The sequence below is a fragment of the Rhodopila sp. genome (assembly GCF_965277825.1).
Classification (GTDB): Bacteria; Pseudomonadota; Alphaproteobacteria; order Acetobacterales; family Acetobacteraceae; genus Rhodopila.
In genome coordinates, this window is the sequence record NZ_OZ255846.1 from 4,057,649 (window position 1) to 4,080,571 (window position 22,923).

Below are 22,923 nucleotides of genomic sequence, written 5' to 3' on the forward strand. Positions count from 1 at the left end.
CGCCGCGAGTTTCATGGCCTAGCCGATCTTACCGTCTGGGCAATGACCTCGGCGGCAAGAGCCACTCCCGCGGCGTCGACGTCGAGGTGGGTGCAGGCGCGCAGCCGATAGGCACCCACGGTCGAGACCGATATGCCCTGGCGCCGCAGCAGGCGCGCCAGGGTCTCGGCGGTCAGGCCGGTGGCGCTGCTATCGAAGAAAACCAGGTTGGTTTCCGGTTGCTCGACTGCCAGCCCGGGCACCCGTGCCAGGTTGCGGGCGAGATCGCGGGCATTGGCATGATCCTCGGCCAAGCGGTCGATGTTGTGGTCGAGCGCGTAGAGACACGCGGCCGCGCATAGGCCGGCCTGGCGCAGCGAACCGCCGAGCCGCTGTTTCCAGCGCCAGGCCTGGTCGATGAACGCCTCGGACCCGCACAGCACGGCGCCCAGCGGGGCGCCCAATCCCTTGGTGAAATCCAGCCACACGGAGTCGCAGTGCCGCGCCATTTTGCTGGCCGGCGCGCCGGCGGCGACCGCCGCGTTCATCAGCCGGGCGCCATCCATGTGGGTGTGCATGGCTTCGTCATGGGCTAGGCACAGCACCTCGGTCAGCAGCGCCGGCGGCCAGACCGAACCGCCGCCGGCGTTTGATGTCTGCTCGACCGCGACCAGGGTCTGCGGCGGGGCGTGTCGGCGTTTTTCCCGCAGCGCGGCCTTTAGCGTCGCGGCTTCGAACATGCCGCGGGCGCCTTGCAGTCCGAGCACCACGGCTCCGGCCAGGGCGCCGGGGCCACCGCCTTCGTTGGCGACGATGTGGGCGTCCTGGTGGGCCAGGATCTCATCCCCCGGGCGGCAGTGCACCAGGATGGAAATCTGATTGCACATGGTGCCGGTTGGCAGGAACATTGCCGCCGGCTTGCCCAGCAGCGCCGCCATCCGCTGGCACAGCGCGTTCACCGTGGGATCATCGCCGTTCTGCTCGTCGCCGAGTTCGGCGCGCATCATTGCATCCTTCATGCCGGCGGAGGGGCGGGTCTGGGTGTCGGAAAACAGGTTGATCCGGAGCGGAGGCAGGGACCGGTCCGGCTGAACGGGCGCATAGACCATGCGGCGATCCTTTTGTGGTCGGTTCTTGGATGGGCCGGTTGTGCCAGCCACGCGGCTAGGAGACTGGCTTGCCCGGAGGCTGGTCACGCAGAAGCTGGTCAGCCGACACCGGTGGACCATAGACGTCGCGGGCGCGTTTGCGGAAGGCGTTCACCATGCGGCGCACCGCCTCGTTGAAAACGACTCCGATCGCGGCCTGCAGGATGCGGCTGCGGAACTCGAAATCGACGAAGAACGCGACCTCGGTGCCGCTGTGGTGGGGCGCGAAGTCCCATTGGTTGTTGAGATAGCGGAACGGCCCATTTTCGTATGTCACCATGACACGTTTGGGCCGAGCGAGCGTTACGCGGCTGGTGAAGGTTTCTCGAAACGGCCCGAAACCGATCGTCAGGTCGGACACCAGAAGGGTGTCGGTGCGGCTGCGCACCCGGGAGCCGACGCACCAGGGCAGGAATTGCGGATAGGACCCAACATCGGCCACCAGATCGAACAGTTGTTCTGGGGTGTAGGGGACGATCCTCCGCTCCGCATGGGTGGGCATCAGAGACCGGGCATCAGGTGGCGCTTTGAGCCGGTTGCTCGTCGCGAGGTAACGGCACTTCCGCTTCCTGCGTGGCTCGCAGGTTGTCTTCCCGCGTGGCTCGCGGTTTGTCTTCCCGCGTGGCTCGCAGTTTGTCTTCCCGCGCTGCTCGCAGTTTGGCTCCCCGCGCTGCTCGCAGCGACGCGAAATCGGCGTCGGCATGATAGGAACTACGGGTCAGCGGGGTGGCGGCAACCAAGAGGAACCCCTTGGCCCGCGCGATCGAGGCGTAATCGGCGAATTCGTCCGGTGTGACGAAACGGTCGACCGCAGCGTGCTTGACCGACGGCTGCAGGTATTGGCCGATGGTCAGGAAATCGACATCGGCGATGCGCAGGTCGTCCATCACTTGCATGATCTCGGTCTTCGCCTCGCCCAGGCCCACCATCAACCCGGACTTGGTAAAGATCGACGCGTCGATCTGCTTCACCCGATCCAGCAGCCGCAGCGATTGGTAGTAACGGGCGCCGGGGCGGACCCCCGGGTAGAGCCGCGGTACCGTCTCGAGATTGTGGTTGAAGACGTCGGGACGGGCGGCGGCGATGATCTCCGCCCCGCCTGGCTTGCGCAGGAAGTCCGGCGTCAGCACCTCGATCGTGGTGTCGGTGGCGGCCTTACGGATGGCTCCGATCACGGCAGCGAAATGCGCCGCGCCGCCGTCCGGCAGGTCGTCGCGGTCCACCGAGGTGATCACCACGTGGCGCAGACCGAGCTTGGCGACTGCGTCGGCGACGCGGTCGGGTTCATCGCCGGCGAGCGGCAGCGGCTGGCCGGTGCGGACGTTGCAGAAGGCGCAGGCGCGGGTGCAGATATCGCCCATGATCATCATCGTGGCGTGGCGCTGCGACCAGCACTCCCCGATGTTGGGACAGGCGGCTTCTTCGCACACCGTGACCAGACGGTTGTCTCGGATCAGTGCCTTGGTCTCATGGTAGATCGGGTGGGTCGGCGCTTTGACCCTGATCCAGGCCGGCTTGCGCTGGATCGGGTTGTCCGGCCGGCGCATCTTTTCGGGATGCCGGACCGGGACCTGGCTGCGATGATCGATGACAAGGCGGGTTGTTGACATGGCCAGGCTGATGTGGACGGCGGCTGGCACCCCGTCAAGCAGTGCCGCGTAGCGATGAGGTCAACGGGTATGCGAAGGCGGCGACGTCTTGTGGCGCGGGATCGGTATCGTTTTTTGTCGAGATTCCGGCGTTAGTTTCGCGTTTCTGGCTGTGCGGGGCGCTTGTCAAAAGGGGCTTTCATCAAATAGTAGTCAAAGCTTCGGAACCGGCGCGCAGACGTTGGACCTCGGCGTCTAAGGGATCGGAAACACAAGGCGTGAGATGGCAGTCGAATGTGACCTGACGATCAGCTTCGCGGCGACCGGCAATAGCCTGGCCTTTCTCGGGGGCGGCTGGGCGCGGGCCGAGGATGCGTTCACCTGGGGTGTCGGGGCGGAGAGTCATCTGGTGTTTCCCCGGCTCGTCGAGGCGGCCGAGCATGTGTTGATGCTCGATGTCGTGCCGTTCGTTCACGCGCCGGAATTGCCCAGTCAGCGGTTGATCGTCTCGGTCGATGACTGTGTCGTCGGGTCGAGCGAGATCAGCCGCCCGACCTTGCTGGGCTATCGTATTCCGGCCCGCCTTGGGCGCCGAACCGAGCGAATGGTGGTCACGCTGCAACACCCGGATGCCGCTTGTCCGCACGATTTTTCCGATATCGCCGATGATCGGTCGTTGGCATTCGCGGTATCCGAGGCGAAGCTGCTGAAGGTGGCGCATTCGACCGCTGCTCGGCACCGGCGTTTGCCGACCGGGTTGATGCTGGGTGCGCCGCAGGATCGGGGGCCGCAGGATCGGGGGCCGCAGGATCCGGGCCTTGGCGTCCGTACTGGTGGCGAATTGGCGGAGTGGGCGACGCGCCGCACCGGACTGAGCCTTCCGCAGATCGCAATGGCGTTCGAATCACTTGGCGAGAATTGCGAGTTCGGGCTGTTTCAGCGCCGCTGTGACGCCGAACCGCTGGGCTTGCTGCGGTTCTCCAGCACGTTCATGCGCAACCTTATCCGCGGCATAGATAACGGGTTTGCCGGCCTGGGCGAGATTGACGATATCGATCCTCGGCTGGAAGGCGAAGCCCGCAAGGAGTACATGATCCACGAGAAAAAGTTCGGTCTGGTGTACCATAGTTTCGTCTATGAGGGACAGCGCAGCGTCTGGTTGATGCGGGAACAGGAAGCGGCTCGGTTGAGGTTTCTGCGCCGCAAGTTCATCGAGGAACTCGAAGCCGCGGACAAGATCTTCGTCTATCAGTTCGGGTCGGCGGTTTCCGAAGCGGAAATCCTGCCGTTGCACCTGGCGCTGAGCCGGTATGGTGAGGCGACCCTGCTGTGGGTGGTGCAGGCCGAACGCGACCGACCGGCGGGCATGGTGGAGGTGATCATGCCCGGCCTGCTGAAGGGCTACATCGACCGCTTTGCCCCGGAGGACAATGCGCACGACCTGTCGTTCGACGGCTGGCTACGGGTCTGCGCCAACGCCTGCATGCTGGCGCGCCTGCAACGCCCGGCGTCCGGGTTCGATGATGCGGCCTCGGGCACGCCGAGCGGTGGCGACCCGGGGTCCGGCGAGTTGAGCGGCGCTGTCTCGAACGACGGCGTCGTGGCACCGAGCGGATTGAACCCCGGCGATCCGATGGCCGCGGCGGGTGATGACGAAGCGCGCTTCAAGGTCGGTGCGAGTAGTCCATGACGGCGCTGAGCAGCGTGCAAGCCTAATGCGGGATGGCCGGCCGTCTGTGCTGCTGTATGACTGGGACAACACGCTGGTTGACGGATGGGCCGGCATCACCGCCGCGCTGAATGCAGCCTTCGCCGCGTTCGGCCACCCGCTTTGGAGCGTGGACGACACCCGAAACCGGGTGCGCGTTTCATTGCGGGACAGTTTCCCGGTGATGTTTGGCGACCGATGGGAGCAGGCTCGTGATATCTTCTACGAGACCCTGCGGCAGCAGCACCTGGAGCACGTCAGCCCGATGCCTGGGGTGCCGCGGGTGCTGGAGGCGGGGAGGGGCTGGCCGCAAGGCATCATTTCCAACAAGGCCGGGGCGTTCCTGCGGCGCGAAGTGACGCATCTGGGATGGGACAGGTTTTTCGGCGCCGTGGTGGGGGCCGGCGACGCCGCGGCCGATAAGCCCGACCCGGCGCCGATCCAGCTTGCCTTGTCGCGGTTGGGCCGAACCGGCGACGCCTCGGTTTGGTACATGGGCGATACGGCGCTGGACATGCAGGCGGCGCGAGCCGCGGGGGTGACAGCCGTGCTTATCGGCAACGCGGATCACGACGGGGGCGTTGAACGCGCCGCTCCGCATATCCATTTCCCATCGGCTCATGACCTTCGCACACGATTACGTGACCTTGCGTGAGGGGGGTGGGCTGTTAGAGTATCGAAACTCGGTCGGACGTGCCACGAACCGCCCGGGTCCTCGGTTCGAAGTGATCTCGCGCGTAGAACTCGCCGATAAAAGTCGCACGCTCGCACATGAAGAAGAAGGATTGTGGCCGTGGCCAACGAGAAATCGCAGAACGTTCAGGACGTCTTCCTGAACCACGTGCGGAAAAGTAAAACGCCGGTAACGGTTTTCCTTGTGAACGGTGTCAAACTGCAGGGGATCATCACCTGGTTTGACAATTTTTCCGTTCTGCTGCGCCGGGATGGGCATACCCAACTGGTGTACAAACACGCCATCAGCACCGTGATGCCGGGTGCACCGATCCAGTTGTTCGATGCGACCAAGGTGGAAGGCGCCGCGGCGCCGGCTCGGGAACTCAGCGGCGTGACCGCGAACGACTGAACAATCGAGCTGTGAAATCCCGATCGGTCAAGCCGGTTTTTGCAGACGTGACTGATCCGCCGCGTGCGGATGTCGCGGTTCCGACCCCGGCTGCCGAGCGGACGGATACCACGGTCCGCGCGGCTGTCATCCTGCCTTGGGAACGACAGCTCCGGGAGTTGCCCGGCGTCGAGCAGCCGCGCGCGGCTGAAGCCAGACTTGCCGAGGCGGTGGGTCTGACAGCATCGATCGGGCTGATCGTTACGCATACCGCGATTCTGCCGCTGCGCACCCGGCGCCCGTCGCTGCTGTTTGGCGAAGGCCAGGTGGCGATCCAGGGGGAGGCAATCAGTCGCAACGATATCGAGGTGGTGGTTGTCGACGCAGCCTTGTCGCCGGTGCAGCAGCGCAACCTGGAGCGCGCCTGGAACTGCAAGGTGATCGACCGCACCGGGCTGATCCTGGATATTTTCGGCGAGCGCGCCGCCACCAAGGAGGGCACGCTTCAGGTCGAACTGGCGCATCTGGCGTATCAGCGGTCGCGGCTGGTACGGTCATGGACCCACCTCGAGCGCCAGCGCGGCGGCTTCGGCTTCCTGGGCGGTCCCGGCGAGACCCAGATCGAGGCCGACCGGCGGTTGATCGATGATCGCCTGGTCCGATTGCGCAAGGACCTGGAGCAGGTCCGGCGGACCCGCGGGCTACACCGGTCGGCGCGCCGGCGGGTGCCGTTTCCGGTGATCGCATTGGTTGGCTATACCAATGCGGGGAAGTCGACGCTGTTCAATGCGCTGACCGGAGCCGAGGTTAGCGCCAAGGATCAGTTGTTCGCGACGCTGGATCCGACAATGCGCGGATTGCGGCTGGCCTCTGGGCGGCGCGCGATCCTGTCCGATACGGTCGGGTTCATCAGCCAGTTGCCGCACGAGTTGGTGGAAGCGTTCCGCGCGACGCTGGAAGAAGTGTCCGAGGCGGATGTCATCCTGCATGTGCGGGATGCCGCTCACCCGGAGACGGTGGCGCAGCGCGGCGACGTCATCAAGGTGCTGGATGACATGGTGGCCGACGGCACGCTGGACCCGGGCTGGCCGGAGCGAACGATCGAGGTGCTGAACAAGGCCGACCTGTTGGGCGGCGTGGCTCGGGTTCCGCCGCGCGACGGGGCAGTGGCGGTTTCGGCGGTGACCGGGGACGGGCTGGATACGCTAAAGGCGGCGATCGACCGGCGTATCGCCGAGGGGATGGAGGTCGCAAACTATGACATCCCGCCGCAGGACGGCGCCCGCATGGCGTGGCTGTATCAGCACGGCGAGGTGGTGGAGCGCCACGACGACGATGCCGCGGTGCACATGAAGGTGCGGCTGTTGCCGGCGGATCGCGCCCGGTTCGAGCGCGCCTGACCGATGCGGCGTGACGGCATCGACGATGGGGCAGCCACGGCGGCAGGGCCATGACGATCGCGGCGGTCGTGTTCGATGCCTATGGCACGCTGTTCGATGTGGGATCGGTCGCCGCCGCCACCGAGGCGGCGTTTCCCGGCCATGGCGAATACATCACCCAGGTCTGGCGGCTGAAGCAGTTGGAATATAGCTGGCTGCGCTCGCTGATGGGCCGCTACCAGGATTTTCGGGTCGTCACCGGCGAAGCGCTTCGCTACACGCTGGATACGCTTGGCCTGGCCGCCGACGCTGCGCTTGTCGAGCGTATCGTCGATGCCTACGAGACATTGTCGGCCTACCCCGAGGCGGAGCAGGCGCTAGGGCAACTGGCACGATTCCGGCTGGCGATCCTGTCCAATGGCAGCCCGACCATGTTGGACGCTCTGGTGCGCAACAGCGGGCTGGATCGATATCTCCAGGCGGTGATCAGCGTCGATGCCAAGCAGGCCTACAAGCCGGACCGCCGCGCCTACGAACTGGTGCAGGAACGGCTTGGCGTCCGGCCACAAGAGGTCCTGTTCGTGTCCTCGAACGGTTTTGACGTCGCCGGCGCGCGCGGCTTCGGCTTCAAGGTGGCGCGGATCGAGCGGGTGACGCCGGCGGCGCTGCGGCAGGAGTTGGCGGCGGGCCGGATCGGGCCGGCGGAGATGTTCCGGGCCTTGCGTTCGCAGACCGAGGCGCTGAACCTGGCACCCGACGCCGTGGTGAGTTCGCTGCTTGGTCTGCCTGGGCTGCTTGACACTTCGATATAGACGCCCTGCCCTGATGGCCCGGGCGCGCTGCGGCGGGGATCAGGTTGGCATTTGATTCAGGTCTGCACCATCGGCACCAGGGCGTCGCGCACCGCGGTGTGGTGCAGCCCGAGCGCCTGGGCGACGGCCAGGTGGGTGACCTGCCCGGCGTGAATGTTCAGGCCCGAGGCCAGGTGCGGATCGTCCAGCATTGCCTGCCGCCAACCCTTGCCGGCGAGCGCCAGCACGAACGGCAAGGTGGCGTTGGTCAGTGCGAACGTAGAGGTCCGCGCCACTGCCCCGGGCATGTTGGTGACGCAATAATGCACCACGCCCTGTTCGATAAAGATTGGATCGGAGTGCGTGGTCGGGCGACTGGTCTCGAAACAGCCGCCCTGATCGATGGCGATGTCGACGACGACCGCGCCCGGTCGCATGCGCCCGATCATCTCGCGGGTGACCAGTTTGGGGGCGGCGGCGCCCGGCACCAGCACGGCGCCGATGACCAGGTCGGCGGCCAGCACGGCCTGCTCGATCGATTGGGTGGTGGCGAACAGCGTGGTTGCCCGCGGTCCGAATTGCAGGTCCAGTTCCTTCAGTCGGGTCAGGGATTTGTCGATGATGGTGACGCTGGCTTCCAGGCCCACCGCCATGCGGGCGGCGTTGGTGCCGGACACCCCGCCGCCCAGCACCACCACCTTGGCGGGCGGCACGCCGGGGACCCCGCCCAGCAGGATGCCGGCGCCGCCCTGCTCGCGTTCCAGGCAGTGTGCGCCGACCTGGACCGCCATGCGCCCGGCGACCTCGCTCATTGGCGCCAGCAGCGGCAGCGATCCGGCGCGGTCGGTGACGGTTTCATAGGCGATGTAGGTGGCGCCTGACTGCCGCAGCCCGCGGGTCTGAGCCATGTCGGCGGCGAGATGAAGGTAGGTGAACAGCACGTGGCCACGGCGGAGCAAGGCAATTTCCGGCGGTTGCGGCTCTTTCACCTTGACGATCATCTCGGCGCCGGCGAACAGCTCGGTCGGGTTGTCGACGATGCTGGCGCCGGCGGCGCGGTAGGTGTCATCGCCGAAGCCGATACCGGCGCCGGCGTCGTGCTCGACCAGGAGAACGTGGCCGTGCTGGACCAGTTCGCGCACTCCGGCGGGGGTCATGCCGACGCGGTATTCCTGGGTCTTGATCTCTTTCGGAACGCCAACCTTCAACTGCCTGCTCCGTACGATGACGATCCTGAGATCGGCGGCGGGGCGGCCAAATTCAATACGCCCCAGGGACATTTGGTCCGGACATTTGGGCGGGACATTTGGTCCTGACATTTGGCGGGGGCGTCCGAATCCGGATATTCGACCTCAGGCCGGGGGTTCGCCAACATGGTCCGAGCCGGGGGACAGCCCAGGGGGACAGTCATGACCGATATCGCAGCGCTGAAGTCGTCCGTTATGGTCTGCATGTTCGACCAGTACGGCACCGTCGTGGACATGCAGGGCGGGCTGCGCGATGTTGCGGCCGAATTGCTCCGGGCGAAGGGCTGGGCGGGCGATCCCAACAGCTTCGTCACCTGGTGGCGGCGCACGCATTTCGAAAACTCGATGATCGATGCGCTGCTGCAGCGTGAGCGCATGGCGTATCGCAAAATCGGCGAACTTTCGGTGCGTCAGGTGATGGATCGGGCCGGCATCGCCCACACCGAGGACGAGGTTTGCGCGCTGGTTGGCGCCATCGAACGGCTGCGATGCTTCCCCGAGGTTCCCGCGGCGCTGGATCGTCTGCGGACGCGCTTCAAGCTGGCGGTGCTATCCAATGGCGACCCCGACATGCTGGAGCGTGCGAAGCCGTATCACGGCATACCGTTCGACGCGGTGATCTCGGTGGCCGAGGCGAACGTGTTCAAGCCGCACCGGGCGACCTACGAGATGGCGGCGCGCAGGCTGGGTGTGACGATGGATCAGGTGCTGTTCGTGGCGAATCACGAGTTCGACTGTGTCGGCGCCAAGGCGGCTGGCATGCGCACCGCGTTCATCGACCGCCGCCGTCGTCCGTTCGCGCACTGGCCGTATCAGCCGGACCTGATCGTGTCCAGCATGACCGAGCTGGCCGAGCTGATGGCCTGACCGGGGTTGGGGCCGTTCCGTTCGGCCGGCTCATGCTCTATGCACGGTCCGGAATACGCAGAAGGGGAACGGGATGCCGAACGCCACTCGCCGAACGATCGCTCGCCTGGGTCTGGCGGCCCCTGCCCTGGCGGTGCTGCCGCGGCGGTTGCACGCCGCCGACGCGCCGGTGAGGATCGGCGCGCCGTACCCGCTGACAGGGGGTGCCGCATCGGCCGGCATTTCAGTGAAGCAGGCGATCGAGGTCGCCGTCGATATCATCAACAACCCGCACCCCGAGTTGCCCAACCTACCGCTGGCGACTGGCGCCGGATTGCCTGGTCTGGGCGGGCGCAAGGTGGAGGTCGTTTTTGCCGACCACCAGGGCAATCCGGCGATCGCGCAGAGCGAGGCGCTTCGTCTGATCACCCAGAACAAGGTCGTCGCCCTGGCTGGTTGCTACCAATCGAGCTGCACGTTGACCGCCAGCGCGGTGGCCGAACGATACGGCATCCCTTTCATGGCCAGCGAGTCGTCGGCCCCGAGCCTGACGCAACGTGGCTTCAAATGGTTCTTTCGACCGACGCCGATCGGCACGGATTTCGGCGCGGCGTATGCGTCGTTCCTGACCGAGCGCAAGACGGCGGGGTTCAAGATCGACAAGGTTGCAGTGGTCAATGAGAATACCGAATACGGCAGTTCGACGGGCGATGCGATCGTTGCCGCGTTAGCCGACAAGGGGCTGAAGGTCGATCCTCGGATCGCGTATAACGCCAACTCCAGCGATGTCAGCGCGCAGGTCTTGCAATTGAAAAGCGCTGCGGTGGATGCAGTGATCTTCGTCAGTTACACATCGGACTCGATTTTATTCATGAAGACGATGCACACGTTGAACTGGAAGCCTCCGGTGTTGATCGGGGATGATTCCGGGTTTTCCGACAATGCGTTCATCGAGGCAGTGAGTGATCTGGCGCAGGGTGCGATCAACCGCAGTTCGTTCGACATCGGCAAGCCCGGTTCGGCGTCGTATGTGGTGAACGGACTTTATCAGAAGCACGCCGGGCACGCGCTGGACGATACCTCGGCGCGCGGCATGCAGGGTTTCCTGGCGCTGATGGACGCGATCGACCGGGCGGGGTCAACGGTGCCGGCCAAGATCCAGGCGGCGTTGGTGAGCCAGGATTTGAAGCCGGAACAACTGATGATCGGCTACGACGGCATCAAATACGACGCGAAGGGGCAGAATACCCTGGCGGCGACATTGCTTGTGCAATTGGAGGGCAAGAAATACGTCCCCGTCTGGCCCGACAAGTCCGCGGTGCAGCCAGTCGCCTTGCCATTCAAGGGCTGGAGCTGAGCGGCTAGGCTTTGGCACGTGGTCCGTCGGGGCTTCACCGGCCGCGCCGAGGCATTGTGGATGTCGGGGGCAGCATGGCGATGGGGGGCATGGCGATGACGATGCGAATGTTCAGAGCGGCTGCCTTGATGGTCATCGGTCTTGCCGCGGTAAGTCCTGGCCGGTCGATCGCCGCCGTCGCGGAATATAACGCGGTGATCGTCAAGACTTTCCCGCACGATCCGAACGCCTTTACCGAGGGACTGCTCTACCAGGACGGTTTCCTGTATGAGAGTACTGGGCGGAACGGGACGTCTTCGATCCGCAAGGTCGCGCTGGATAGCGGCGCGGTGCTGCAGCAATACGATCTCGATCCAAAATACTTCGGCGAAGGTATCGTCACCTGGAAAGACCGGCTGGTTGGTTTGACCTACAAGGCGGAGACCGGATTTGTATACGATCTGAGCAGTTTCAGGCCGATGTCGGATTTCCACTACAGCGGCGAAGGCTGGGGCATGACCAAGGATGACACCGATCTGTTCATGAGCGACGGGACCAGCGACCTGCGCGTGCTCGATCCGGCGAACGAGAGCGAGATCGGCCGCATCCACGTGACGTGCGAGGGCCGCCCGATCAAGAACATCAACGAACTGGAATGGATCAAAGGCGAGATCTACGCCAATATCTGGCTGACCAGCGAGATCGTGCGGATCGACCCGAGGACCGGAGTGGTCGATGGGCTTATCGATGTCAGCAACCTGTTGACCCTGGCCTCGCAGTATCGGGCGGTGGATGTGGCGAACGGCATCGCTTATGACGCGGCGGGCGATCGGATGTTCGTCACCGGCAAGCTTTGGCCTTCATTGTATCAGATCACGCTGTCACCGCGGCAGAGCGGGGCTGATCCGTGCCACGGCTTGCCGTGACGCGGATCGCGCCGTCTTCGCCGAGGGGGTGTGGGTGCGGGTGACAAGTGACGGGTGCCGGTGATTGGGACCAACCTGGCCTGTGGCGCCGGATGTCTGCTGGACGGTGCGACCTAGGCTGGGGTCGAAGCTGTTGCTTGCCGCTGGCGCCGGATTTAGCCTACGCTGCGGTGCGGCAGGACCATTGCCATTCGTTCATTCAGCAGGCAAAAAGGTCCATTGTGCCCGCGCGCACCCCGCAACGGCAAATATGTTACGCCAAGGAAAGTCGTGGCTATGCAGAAGGATGTCAGACAAGGCCTGTACGATCCGCAAAACGAGCATGACGCTTGTGGCGTCGGCTTCGTGGTGAACATCAAGGGCCGAAAATCCCATGACATCATCAACCAGGGTCTGAAAATCCTGGAGAACCTCGATCACCGCGGCGCGGTCGGGGCTGATCCTCTGGTGGGTGACGGCGCCGGCATCCTGATCCAGATGCCGGATGCATTGCTGAACGACTGGGCACGCACCAACGGCAAGTCGCTGCCGGCCGCCGGCCGCTATGCGGTGGCGATGTGCTTCCTGCCGCGCGACGCCGCCGCGCGTGAGCACGTGATCCAGCATTTCGAGCAGGTGGTGGCCAAGGAAGGCCAAACCATTGTTGGCTGGCGCGACGTGCCAACCAACCTGACCGGGCTCGGCAAGACCGTCATCGAAACCATGCCGGTGATCCGCCAGGCGATCGTCGGGTCGAGCATGTCGATCCGCGACCAGGCGGCGTTCGAGCGCAAGATCCTGGCGATCCGCAAGCAGATCCTGAACAACCTGCGTGCGCTGGCCGAGAAGCGGAAAATTCCCGGCGTGACGGAACTCTACATGCCGTCGTTCTCGACCCGTACGGTGGTCTACAAGGGCCTGCTGCTGGCGACCCAGGTCGGCAACTTCTACCAGGATCTGCTGAACCCGCTGACGACCTCGGCACTGGCGCTGGTGCATCAGCGTTTTTCCACCAACACGTTCCCATCCTGGAAGCTGGCGCATCCGTATCGCTTCCTGGCGCATAATGGCGAGATCAACACCGTTCGCGGCAACGTCAACTGGATGTATGCGCGGCGGCGGTCGATGGAATCCGACTTGATCGGGCCGGACCTGAACAAGATGTGGCCGATCATCCCGCACGGGCAATCCGACACCGCCTGTATCGACAACGCGCTGGAGATCCTGGTGGCCGGCGGCTACTCGCTGTCGCATGCGATGATGATGCTGATCCCGGAAGCCTGGGCGCACGATCCGCTGATGGATCCGGAACGCAAGGCGTTCTACGAGTATTACGCCGCGCTGATGGAGCCGTGGGACGGGCCGGCGGCGATCGCCTTCACCGATGGCCGCCAGATCGGCGCCACACTGGATCGCAACGGGCTGCGCCCGGCGCGCTATGTCATCACCGACGACGACTACGTCATCCTGGCCTCGGAATCCGGCGTGCTGGCGGTGCCGGAGGAAAAGATCGTCCGCAAGTGGCGGCTGCAGCCCGGCCGGATGCTACTGATCGACCTGGAAGAAGGCCGCATCATCGACGACGCCGAGATCAAGCAGAAGCTGGCGCGCGAACACCCCTACGCGGAATGGCTGAAACAGACCCAGTACAAGCTGGAGGAACTGCCCGAAAGCGAGGAGCAGCGCGCGCTGCCCCGGCCGAACGATCTGGACGCTTTGCTGCACTACCAGCAGGCGTTCGGCTACACCCAGGAAGACATCCAGTTCTTCCTGCAGCCGATGGCCGCGCTTGGCGACGACCCGGTGGGCTCGATGGGCACCGACACGCCGCTGGCGGTGCTGTCGGACAAGCCGAAGTTGTTGTTCAACTACTTCAAGCAGAACTTCGCCCAGGTCACCAATCCGCCGATCGATCCGATCCGCGAGGAACTGGTGATGTCGCTGGTCTCCATCATCGGGCCACGGCCCAACCTGCTGGGGCATCATGCCGGCAACTACCTGCGCCTGGAGGTTGCCCAGCCGATCCTGACCAACACCGACCTGGAGAAAATCCGCGACATCGACAATGTCGCCGGCGGCGCGTTCCGCACCCGCACGATCGACATCACCTGGCCGGCGGCTGACGGCGCCGAGGGCATGGAGAAGGCGATCTCGCGGGTCTGCCAGGAGGCGACCGAGGCGGTGCTGGCCGATTACACCATCCTGATCCTGTCGGACCGCGAAGTCGGCGAGGGCCGCATCCCGATCCCGTCGCTGCTGGCCACCGCTTCGGTGCACAACCACCTGATCCGCCAAGGCCTGCGCATGAGCACCGGCATCGTGGTGGAAACCGGCGAAGCGCGTGAGGTGCATCATTTCTGCGTGCTGGCCGGTTATGGGGCCGAGGCGATCAACCCCTATTTGGCGTTCGAAACGCTGGAGCAGATCCGGGTCCGGTCGAAGATGACCGCCTCGGCCGCCGAGGTGAAGAAGAACTACCTGAAGGCGGTCGGCAAGGGCGTCATGAAGGTGATGTCCAAGATGGGCATCTCCACCTATCAGTCGTATTGCGGCGCACAGATCTTCGACGCGGTCGGGCTGAGCTCGGCGTTCGTCGAGCGCTGCTTCACCCGCACCGCGACCACGATCGAGGGCGTCGGTTTCACCGAGATCGCCCAGGAAGCCGTCGCGCGCCACCGCTCGGCCTATGGCAACAATCCGATCTATCGCGGCATGCTGGACGTCGGCGGCGATTACGCCTTCCGGCTGCGCGGCGAGGCGCATGCCTGGACGCCGGACTCGGTCGCCAAGTTGCAGCACGCGGTGCGTGGCGACCTGCCCGAAGAGTTCCACGCCTTCACCCGCACGATCAACGATCAGAGCGAGCGCCTGCTGACCATTCGCGGCCTGATGGACCTGAAGTTCGCACCGACCCCGGTGCCGTTGGCCGAGGTCGAAACGGCGAAAGATATCGTCAAGCGTTTTGCCACCGGGGCGATGAGCTTCGGGTCGATCTCGCGCGAAGCCCACACCACGCTGGCGGTCGCGATGAACCGGATCGGCGGCAAGTCGAACACCGGCGAGGGCGGCGAGGAATCCGATCGCTACGTCCGGTTGCCGAACGGCGATTCGCAGCGGTCGGCGATCAAGCAGGTGGCGTCCGGCCGGTTCGGGGTGACGACCGAATACCTAGTCAACGCCGACGACATCCAGATCAAGATGGCGCAAGGCGCCAAGCCCGGCGAGGGCGGCCAATTGCCCGGCCATAAGGTGGACCGCAACATTGCCCGCGTGCGCTATTCGACGCCGGGGGTTGGCCTGATCTCGCCGCCGCCGCACCACGACATCTACTCGATCGAGGATCTGGCGCAACTGATCCATGATCTGAAGAACGCCAATGGGCAGGCGCGGATTTCGGTCAAACTGGTGGCTGAGGTCGGCGTCGGCACCGTCGCCGCCGGCGTGTCCAAGGCGCGGGCGGATCACGTCACGATCTCAGGGTTCGAGGGGGGCACCGGTGCCAGCCCGTTGACCTCGCTGACCCATGCCGGTTCGCCTTGGGAAATCGGCCTGGCGGAAACCCAGCAGACCCTGGTGCTAAACGAACTGCGCTCGCGTATCGCGGTGCAGGTCGATGGCGGCCTGCGCACCGGCCGCGACGTGGTGATCGGGGCACTGCTCGGCGCCGACGAGTTCGGTTTTTCCACCGCACCATTGATCGCCGCGGGCTGCATCATGATGCGCAAGTGCCACCTGAACACCTGCCCGGTTGGCATCGCGACGCAGGACCCGGTGCTGCGCAAGCGCTTCACCGGCACCCCCGAACACGTCATCAATTTCTTCTTCTTCATCGCCGAGGAAGTGCGCGCATTGATGGCCAGGCTGGGCTTCCGCACGTTCAATGAAATGATCGGCCAGGTTGGCAAGCTGGACCCGCGCAGAGCGGTGGAGCACTGGAAGGCACACGGTGTCGATCTCAGCCGGATCCTGTATCAGCCGGAGCTGAAACCGGGCGTCGGCACCCACCACAGCGAAGCGCAGAACCACCACCTCGACAAGGCGATGGATCAGGTGCTGATCCGCGAGGCCGCGTCCGCATTGGAACAGCAGATGCCGGTGCGGCTGGAGTATCCGATCCGCAACGTGCACCGCACCGTCGGTGCCATGCTGTCGGGCGAGGTCGCGCGCAGATATGGCCATGCCGGTTTGCCGGAGGACACCATCTCGGTCCATCTCGATGGCAACGCCGGCCAGAGTTTCGGCGCGTTCCTGGCGCGCGGCGTGTCACTGTATCTGAGCGGTGATGCCAACGACTATGTCGGCAAGAGCCTATCCGGTGGTCGCGTGGTGGTGCGCCAGCCGGCGAACGCCAAGCGCGATCCGGCCAAGAACATCATCGTGGGCAATACGGTGCTGTATGGTGCGATTGCCGGAGAGGCGTATTTCCAGGGGGTTGCCGGCGAACGGTTCGCGGTGCGCAACTCCGGCGCCGTGGCGGTGGCCGAGGGCTGTGGCGACCATGGCTGCGAGTACATGACCGGCGGCGTGGTGGTGGTGCTGGGCGAAACCGGACGCAACTTCGCCGCCGGCATGTCCGGCGGCGTCGCCTATGTCTACGACGAAAATGCCCGGTTCAGCCGGCTCTGCAACATGGCCGGCGTCGAGCTGGAAGCGGTCGGCGTGGCAGAGCTCGGACTTGCCGACGAACCGGGTCGGCCGCGGCAACGCGGTGCCAGTGTCGATGACAGCGGCATGGGTGATCCGCTGCGCTTCGACGCCGAACGGCTGCGCATCGTGGTCGAGCGGCATTTGCTGTTCACCGGCAGTGCCAAGGCGCGGGCGTTGCTGGAGGACTGGGAAGGCTCGTTGTCGCGGTTCGTCAAGGTGATGCCGCGCGATTACAAGCGCGCCTTGCTGGAGCTGCAAGCCGAGGCCACCGCCGCGGTCGCCGCCGAGTAGTCAGGCCACGCTGGCGGACCACTCCGCGCGCGCGGCGGTCGGGAACCATCGGCGGCGGTGCAGCCGGCCAGGGCACAGGACAAACGGTCGATGCGGCATGGATGAATGCTCGCGAGCGGCCATGTGGAGACGATGATGGGTAAGGTAACCGGCTTCCTGGAAATCGAGCGGCACGACCGGGTTTACGAAAAAACCGAGCGCCGACTGAAATCGTTCGGCGAATTCGTCAAGCCGCTGCCGCCCGAGGAGCTTAATGCGCAGGCGGCGCGCTGCATGGATTGCGGCATTCCGTTCTGTCACACCGGGTGCCCGGTCAACAACCAGATCCCTGACTGGAACAACCTGGTTTACAACGACCAGTGGCAGCAGGCGCTGATCAACCTGCACTCGACCAACAACTTTCCGGAATTCACCGGGCGGATCTGCCCGGCTCCGTGTGAGGCGGCGTGTACGCTGAACATCGACGACAACCCGGTCACCATCAAGACGATCGAGTGTGCCATCGTCGATCGCGGCTGGGAGGAAGGCTGGATCGTGCCGGTGCCACCGACGGCCAAGACCGGCAAGACGGTCGCGGTGGTCGGGTCCGGGCCGGCTGGAATGGCCTGCGCGCAACAACTGGTTCGGGTCGGTCATGCGGTGACGCTGATCGAGCGGCAGGACCGCATCGGCGGTCTGCTGCGCTACGGCATTCCCGACTTCAAGATGGCAAAGCATCTGGTCGATCGCCGGATCGACCAGATGGCGGCCGAAGGGGTGACGTTCCGCACCAATACCGAGGTCGGCCGCGATGTTTCCATCGACCAGTTGCTGGCCGAGTTCGATGCCGTCGTGCTGTCCGGGGGCGCGGAATGGCCGCGCAACCTGGACATCACCGGGCGTGATCTGAACGGTATCCATTATGCGATGGATTTCCTGATCCAGCAGAACAAGCGCGGTGCCGGCGACGATGAGACGGCGGCGGCGCCCGAGGGCGGCATCAGCGCCAAGGGCAGGCACGTCATCGTAGTTGGCGGCGGTGACACCGGATCGGACTGCATCGGCACCTCGGCGCGCCAGGGCGCGGCCTCGATCACCCAGATCGAGATCCTGCCGAAGCCGCCGGTGAAGGAGAACAAGGCGCTGGTCTGGCCGGACTGGCCGGTCAAGCTGCGGTCCTCGCACGCGCACGACGAGGGGGTGGAACGGGACTGGGGGGTCCTGACCAAGCACGCCGTCGGCAAGGACGGCAGGATAACGGCGTTGGAATGTGTTCGCGTCGAGTGGCAGCGCACGCCGGACAACCGCATGACGATGCAGGAAGTCCCCGGCAGCGATTTCCGGATCAAGGCCGATCTCGTGCTGTTGGCGATGGGGTTCCTGGGGCCGCGGCGCGGCGCGCTGCTGGACCAGGCGGGGTTGGAGCTGGACCAACGCGGCAACGTGCTGGCGAACACGGTGGAATACCGGACCTCCCGGGAGGCGCTGTTTGCCGCCGGGGACATGCGGCGCGGGCAGTCGCTGGTGGTCTGGGCGATCCGCGAGGGGCGCCAGTGCGCCCGGTCGGTGGACCAGTTCCTGATGGGGACGAGCAGCTTGCCGCGGTAGCGGGGCAGCGTCGGCGGATGCTGCGCCCTGGTCCGTCCGCCGATGGATACGCTGGCCAATGTTCATGTCTTTGTCATCCAACAGGGCGCCCCGTGGCCTAAACAAGATCATCAGTAAAAAAGATCTGCCAGGGGTCGAACATGCAGAAGCAACCGCAACGCAACCACGCGCTGGCGGCAGTATTGGCTGCGGTTATCGCCGCAGCCCTGTCGCCCGCCGCAGACGCGGCCGATGCCCCCGCCGCATCCGCGGGTAACGCCAAGGACTGCCCGAACGATGGCGTGGTTCGCTTCGGCGTGGAGCCGTTCGATACCAACGCCAAGCTGGTTCCGATCTACGACCACATCGGCAAGTTGCTGGGCGAAAAGATCGGCTGCCAGGTGAAGATCTATATCGCCACCAACTACAACGCCGAGATCGAGGCGATGCGCAGCGGCAAGCTCGAAATGGGCGAGTTCGGTCCGCTGGGTTATGTATTGGCGCACCAGGTGGCCAAGGCCCAGGCGGTCGCCGCGTTCGCGGGCAAGGACGGCAAGCCCGATACCTACTGGGCCAGTCTGGTCACCTACCCCGGGTCGGGCATCAAGACGGTGGCGGAGATACGCGGCCATTCCTTCGCGTTCTCCGACCCGGCATCGACCTCGGGCCACCTGTTTCCGGCCTATGGGCTGCGCAAGGCCGGCATCGATCCCGACAAGGACATCAAGGCGCTCTACGCCGGTAGCCACACCGCGTCATACGAGGCGCTATACAACCACAAGGTGGACGCGGGCGAACTCAACAGTGAGCAGTTGCAGTCGGCGACACAGCGCGGTCACTACAAGGACGGCGAGCTGGTGTTCCTGTGGAAGTCCAACCCGATCCCGACCGACCCGATCACCGTGCGCGGTAACCTGTCGCCGGAATTCAAGGCGCGTGTCACCCAGGCGTTGCAGACGCTCGACCTCAGCGCGCTGCCCGAGGCCGACCGCAAGATCATGGGGCTGGGCGGCGAACGCTTCGTGCCGCAGACCGACGCTGCCTATGACGGCGTCCGCGACCTGGTGAAGACGTTGCATATCGACCTGGACAAACTGAGCTGAACCGGCCGGCGATGGACCACCCGTCGGACGTGCGTTTGTCGGTGCGCGGGCTGACGCTGTGCTATCCGAACGGCACGCAGGCCTTGCGCGGCATCGATCTGGAGGTGCGGGCCGGGGAACTGCTGGTTGTGCTCGGCGGCAACGGATGCGGCAAGACCACGCTGCTGCGTTGCATTACACGCGCATTGCGGCCAGGCAGCGGCGAGGTCTGGCTGGGCGGGCGCAATCTGGCGGATCTGAATGGGCTGCAACTGCGCCAGGCGCGCCAGGTGCTGGCGCTGATCGGCCAGCACGCGGCGCTAGTGCGGCGGCGCAGCGTCACGGCCAACGTGGTCTGCGGCGCCCTGGCTCGGCACAAGACGGCGTGGACCGCGCTGGGCGGCCTTCCGGCATCGGAGCTGCCGGGCGCGCTCGCCTGCTTGCGGCAGGTCGGGCTGGCCCACCTGGCGGACCGACGCGCGGGGACCCTGTCGGGCGGCCAGGCGCAACGCGTGGCGATCGCGCGCGCCTTGCTGCAGCACCCGCTTGTCGTGCTGGCGGACGAGCCGGTCGCCAGCCTCGACCCCGAGGCGGCCAACGACATCATGCGGCTGCTGCGCCGGCTGGCGCATGACGAGGGTCTGGCGGTGCTCTGCGTGCTGCATCAGGTCGACCTGGCGTTTGCCTATGCCGACCGCGTTGTCGGCATGCGCGACGGTAGCATTGCGTTCGATCGTCAGCGCGCCCGACTAGCGGTCGACGAGGTCAATGGTCTCTACACCGCGCGGGCAGCATGAGCGCCAACAATCCCGGCATGGTTCCCGAGATAACGGGCATCGCCACGCCCGGCTGGGCACGCTCGCTGGCGATCGCCCTGCGCGCGGTGTTCGTCGTCCTGGCGATGGCCGTGGTGGTGCAGGCGCTGATCGTCGTGCAGGCCCGGCCACAGGATCTGGTCAGCGGGTTCCACGGCATGGTGGACATTGTCCGCCGGTCCATGCCGCCCGACTTTTCGGCGCTGCCCGATGCCGCGTGGCCGACACTGGAGACGCTCGATATCGGCCTGTTCGGCACCGTCATGGGCATCATCCTGGCGCTGCCGCTGTCGGTGCTGGCCGCCGCCAACGTGACGCCATCGCGATGGCTATACTATCTGGCGCGCGGCGTCATCGGGTTCACCCGGTCGGTGCCCGACCTGGTGTGGGCGCTGCTGTTCGTGACCGCGGTCGGGCTGGGTCCGTTTCCCGGCGGCCTTGCGCTGGCGGTTCATTCCGTCGGCATGCTGGGTCGGTTGTTCGCCGAAACGATCGAGAATATGGACATGGCGCCGATCGACGCGCTGTCACTGACTGGCGCCAGCCGGCTACAAGTGTTCACCCATGGCGTGATGCCGTCGGTGCTGCCGGCGCTGGCCGGTATCGGGCTTTATCGCCTCGATGAGAATATCCGCTCGTCGCTGGTATTGGGCTTCGTCGGGGCTGGCGGCATCGGGTTCCAGCTTCTGACGGCGATGAACCTGTTCCAGTATCGGCAGGTGTCGTTGCTGCTGATCATCGTTTTCGTTATCGTTTTTTTGGCGGAACGGCTGTCGGCGATCTGCCGCGAGCGGTTGGCCTAACTAATCCAGCGCCCCGGCTGGGCCGCATCGTCGATTTCAGGTAAAGCACCGCGGATGTCCGACACCGCTGCCCCTGAACAATTCGACGTCGCCTACCTGCTGCTGAGCGGCACGACGACCGCGAGCCGAGCAGCGGAATTGTTGCGGGGTCTGCTGGCGCTCGGGTTCCGGAGCGTGATAGCGTTGCCGACACTGAATGCGTCACGCATCATCGCGCCGCGCGAACTCGCGGATATCGAAGGCGTGCAGGTCGTCGAGTCTTACTTCGACCAGGCGATCCGCCCGCGGCCACCGCGCGGCGTGGTGATGTTCGCGCCGTGCAGCTTCAATTCTCTCAATAAGCTGGCAAGCGGCATTGCCGATAACCTCGCGTTGTCGGTCGCGGCGGAGGCGATCGGGCGCGGCACGCCGGTGATCGTCGGCCCATCGCTGAACCAGCCGCTGTTGGACCACCCCGTCGCTCAGGCCTCGCTGGCAACGCTCGCGCGATGGGGCGTGACCGTCATCGCGCCGGTCGATGACGGCCGCGGACCGCGGCTCGCGCCATCGGAGGAGCTGCTCAGCGTCGCCCGGCGCTTCGCTTGCGGCGAATGACCCATTCGCTTGAGCCTCGCCCGGTTTGCGGTGATTTTCCACGTGCTACGGTAGTGACACCAAACGTAGGGATTGACCGACGGTTGGATGCCGGATCTATAATCACTAGGCCAAAGTAAATGTCATTTTTGTTCCTATAACACAATAGATACCGCCATATCAAGTGACGGTCTTCTAGCATAACGCGAACGCACCAAAACCATTAAAAATTCTCCGTGGTTTCTAGACAATGAGCAACGGTCTCCGCCAGCTTCAGGCCGCACCGTTCTGTAAGTATAAGGAGTTGAGTGCATAAGCCGAAATCTACGCCTTCTGATGTAGCAGTTTCCGAAGCTCCCCCAGCCGCGACAAATTTATCAGCTCTTTGATTTCCAATCTCTTTTGCTCAGAAAAAAACCTCCCAATGGTTGAATTAACATCTCGATAGTCAATCCTTGTGATACCCGCGTCAACGGCCAACTCAATCTCTGAACTCAAGTTGTAATCAGGTATCAAAATCAGCCCGACACCAGATTTCAGGCATTCCCGCTCTATAGCGCGTCTTTTAACATTTGTTGAGTCAAATATAGATTTACTATCTCCGTGAGGGACTATAACAAGATATGACAACTGGGCCATACGCTGGTGAGCGGCTGCCTCTGCAACCGCATCAGTATCGACTACATCGCTCCGCTCAATTTCATACGATCTAAGAATGAACTCATCTTGAACGACATATTCGAACCGCTGTACTGTAAGTGCCAGTACGTCAGGTCGCGACCACTTACCTCCTGGAGCGCTGCCTTTATGGGCAGTCTGTTCGACAACTGCATCTTGGAAGTCCTGCTTGAGTTGTTTCTCCAGCTTTTCGACGACTAGCGGATAGTGGTCTTTTTCAAACTTTAGAGTTTGAAATTTGTTCGTTGGTTCACTCACCTCGTCGAGGGGGTCCTCCAAAAGATAAACAGAACCGCCTTTGCCACGCCCAATCTCTACCAGCCCTTCCTCAACTAAGTTCTTGCGAACGCGAAAATATTTTTCTTCCTGCCAGCCCAAGTTCTCGCGAAGTGTCTTGTTTCCAGCGCTATCGCCGAGTTGTTGGAGTCTTTTCACGAAGAAATCCGTATCCGTCGTCCTTGGCATCAAATCCTCGCT

18 protein-coding genes and 1 pseudogene are annotated in these 22,923 nt (G+C 64.4%); 14 read left to right on the forward strand and 5 right to left on the reverse strand.

Features of this window, described 5'->3' with window-relative positions; translation table 11 throughout:
* Window positions 1–11: 11 nt before the first annotated feature.
* The 3 genes and pseudogenes from ACQY4T_RS19815 to lipA form a co-directional block, all read right to left on the reverse strand.
* A complete protein-coding gene (locus tag ACQY4T_RS19815; RefSeq protein WP_428534221.1) occupies window positions 12–1,088 on the reverse strand; it encodes a threonine aldolase family protein in 1,077 nt (358 codons plus the stop codon).
* A 55-nt stretch (window positions 1,089–1,143) separates the two neighbouring features.
* Window positions 1,144–1,629, reverse strand: a complete 486-nt coding sequence (locus ACQY4T_RS19820; protein ID WP_428534223.1) for a type II toxin-antitoxin system RatA family toxin — start codon at window positions 1,627–1,629, stop codon at window positions 1,144–1,146.
* A 145-nt stretch (window positions 1,630–1,774) separates the two neighbouring features.
* Window positions 1,775–2,737 (reverse strand): annotated as a pseudogene (gene lipA, locus ACQY4T_RS19825) (lipoyl synthase); the annotation flags it as partial.
* 262 nt (window positions 2,738–2,999) lie between these two features.
* Between lipA and ACQY4T_RS19830 the strand changes: the two are divergent.
* The 5 genes from ACQY4T_RS19830 to ACQY4T_RS19850 all read left to right on the forward strand — a co-directional run bounded on the left by ACQY4T_RS19830 (window position 3,000) and on the right by ACQY4T_RS19850 (window position 7,678).
* Window positions 3,000–4,406 (forward strand): hypothetical protein, encoded by a 1,407-nt coding sequence (locus ACQY4T_RS19830; RefSeq protein WP_428534225.1) that lies wholly within the window; start codon window positions 3,000–3,002, stop codon window positions 4,404–4,406.
* Window positions 4,407–4,431: 25 nt separating this feature from the next.
* Complete coding sequence (locus tag ACQY4T_RS19835; RefSeq protein WP_428534226.1) at window positions 4,432–5,079, forward strand: HAD family hydrolase; 648 nt, start codon at window positions 4,432–4,434, stop codon at window positions 5,077–5,079.
* 138 nt (window positions 5,080–5,217) lie between these two features.
* Window positions 5,218–5,508, forward strand: coding sequence for an RNA chaperone Hfq (gene hfq / locus ACQY4T_RS19840; RefSeq protein WP_428534228.1), 291 nt, complete (start codon window positions 5,218–5,220; stop codon window positions 5,506–5,508).
* A 47-nt stretch (window positions 5,509–5,555) separates the two neighbouring features.
* Window positions 5,556–6,887, forward strand: a complete 1,332-nt coding sequence (gene hflX / locus ACQY4T_RS19845) for a GTPase HflX (RefSeq protein ID WP_428534230.1) — start codon at window positions 5,556–5,558, stop codon at window positions 6,885–6,887.
* Between the two features lie 50 nt (window positions 6,888–6,937).
* A complete protein-coding gene (locus tag ACQY4T_RS19850) occupies window positions 6,938–7,678 on the forward strand; it encodes a haloacid dehalogenase type II (protein ID WP_428534232.1) in 741 nt (246 codons plus the stop codon).
* Window positions 7,679–7,734: 56 nt separating this feature from the next.
* On the opposite strand, the gene ald is transcribed toward ACQY4T_RS19850, so the two are convergent.
* Complete coding sequence (gene ald, locus ACQY4T_RS19855) at window positions 7,735–8,865, reverse strand: alanine dehydrogenase (protein WP_428534234.1); 1,131 nt, start codon at window positions 8,863–8,865, stop codon at window positions 7,735–7,737.
* A gap of 201 nt (window positions 8,866–9,066) precedes the next feature.
* Here ald and ACQY4T_RS19860 point away from each other — a divergent pair, with 201 nt between their 5' ends.
* From ACQY4T_RS19860 to ACQY4T_RS19900, 9 genes are all read left to right on the forward strand, one after another.
* Window positions 9,067–9,771, forward strand: coding sequence for a haloacid dehalogenase type II (locus ACQY4T_RS19860; protein WP_428534236.1), 705 nt, complete (start codon window positions 9,067–9,069; stop codon window positions 9,769–9,771).
* Between the two features lie 73 nt (window positions 9,772–9,844).
* Window positions 9,845–11,107, forward strand: coding sequence for an ABC transporter substrate-binding protein (locus ACQY4T_RS19865; RefSeq protein WP_428534238.1), 1,263 nt, complete (start codon window positions 9,845–9,847; stop codon window positions 11,105–11,107).
* A gap of 101 nt (window positions 11,108–11,208) precedes the next feature.
* Window positions 11,209–12,012: a glutaminyl-peptide cyclotransferase gene (locus ACQY4T_RS19870; RefSeq protein ID WP_428534240.1), complete on the forward strand. Its 804-nt coding sequence runs from the start codon at window positions 11,209–11,211 to the stop codon at window positions 12,010–12,012.
* 276 nt (window positions 12,013–12,288) lie between these two features.
* The gene (gene gltB / locus ACQY4T_RS19875; protein WP_428534242.1) at window positions 12,289–16,929 is read left to right on the forward strand and encodes a glutamate synthase large subunit; all 4,641 of its coding nucleotides are present in this window, start codon (window positions 12,289–12,291) and stop codon (window positions 16,927–16,929) included.
* Between the two features lie 135 nt (window positions 16,930–17,064).
* Complete coding sequence (locus ACQY4T_RS19880; RefSeq protein ID WP_428534244.1) at window positions 17,065–18,516, forward strand: glutamate synthase subunit beta; 1,452 nt, start codon at window positions 17,065–17,067, stop codon at window positions 18,514–18,516.
* Between the two features lie 140 nt (window positions 18,517–18,656).
* Window positions 18,657–19,598: a phosphate/phosphite/phosphonate ABC transporter substrate-binding protein gene (locus tag ACQY4T_RS19885; protein ID WP_428534246.1), complete on the forward strand. Its 942-nt coding sequence runs from the start codon at window positions 18,657–18,659 to the stop codon at window positions 19,596–19,598.
* Between the two features lie 11 nt (window positions 19,599–19,609).
* Entirely contained in the window at window positions 19,610–20,374 is a 765-nt protein-coding gene (locus ACQY4T_RS19890; RefSeq protein WP_428534248.1) for a phosphonate ABC transporter ATP-binding protein, read from the forward strand.
* On the forward strand, window positions 20,371–21,195 hold the full coding sequence (phnE, locus tag ACQY4T_RS19895) for a phosphonate ABC transporter, permease protein PhnE (protein ID WP_428534250.1): 825 nt from the start codon (window positions 20,371–20,373) through the stop codon (window positions 21,193–21,195). The genes ACQY4T_RS19890 and phnE overlap by 4 nt, the downstream gene beginning before the upstream one ends.
* Window positions 21,196–21,249: 54 nt before the next feature.
* Window positions 21,250–21,789, forward strand: a complete 540-nt coding sequence (locus ACQY4T_RS19900) for a flavoprotein (protein WP_428534252.1) — start codon at window positions 21,250–21,252, stop codon at window positions 21,787–21,789.
* Between the two features lie 303 nt (window positions 21,790–22,092).
* Here ACQY4T_RS19900 and ACQY4T_RS19905 read toward each other — a convergent pair whose 3' ends face one another.
* A complete protein-coding gene (locus tag ACQY4T_RS19905) occupies window positions 22,093–22,881 on the reverse strand; it encodes a hypothetical protein (RefSeq protein WP_428534254.1) in 789 nt (262 codons plus the stop codon).
* Window positions 22,882–22,923 lie beyond the last annotated feature (42 nt).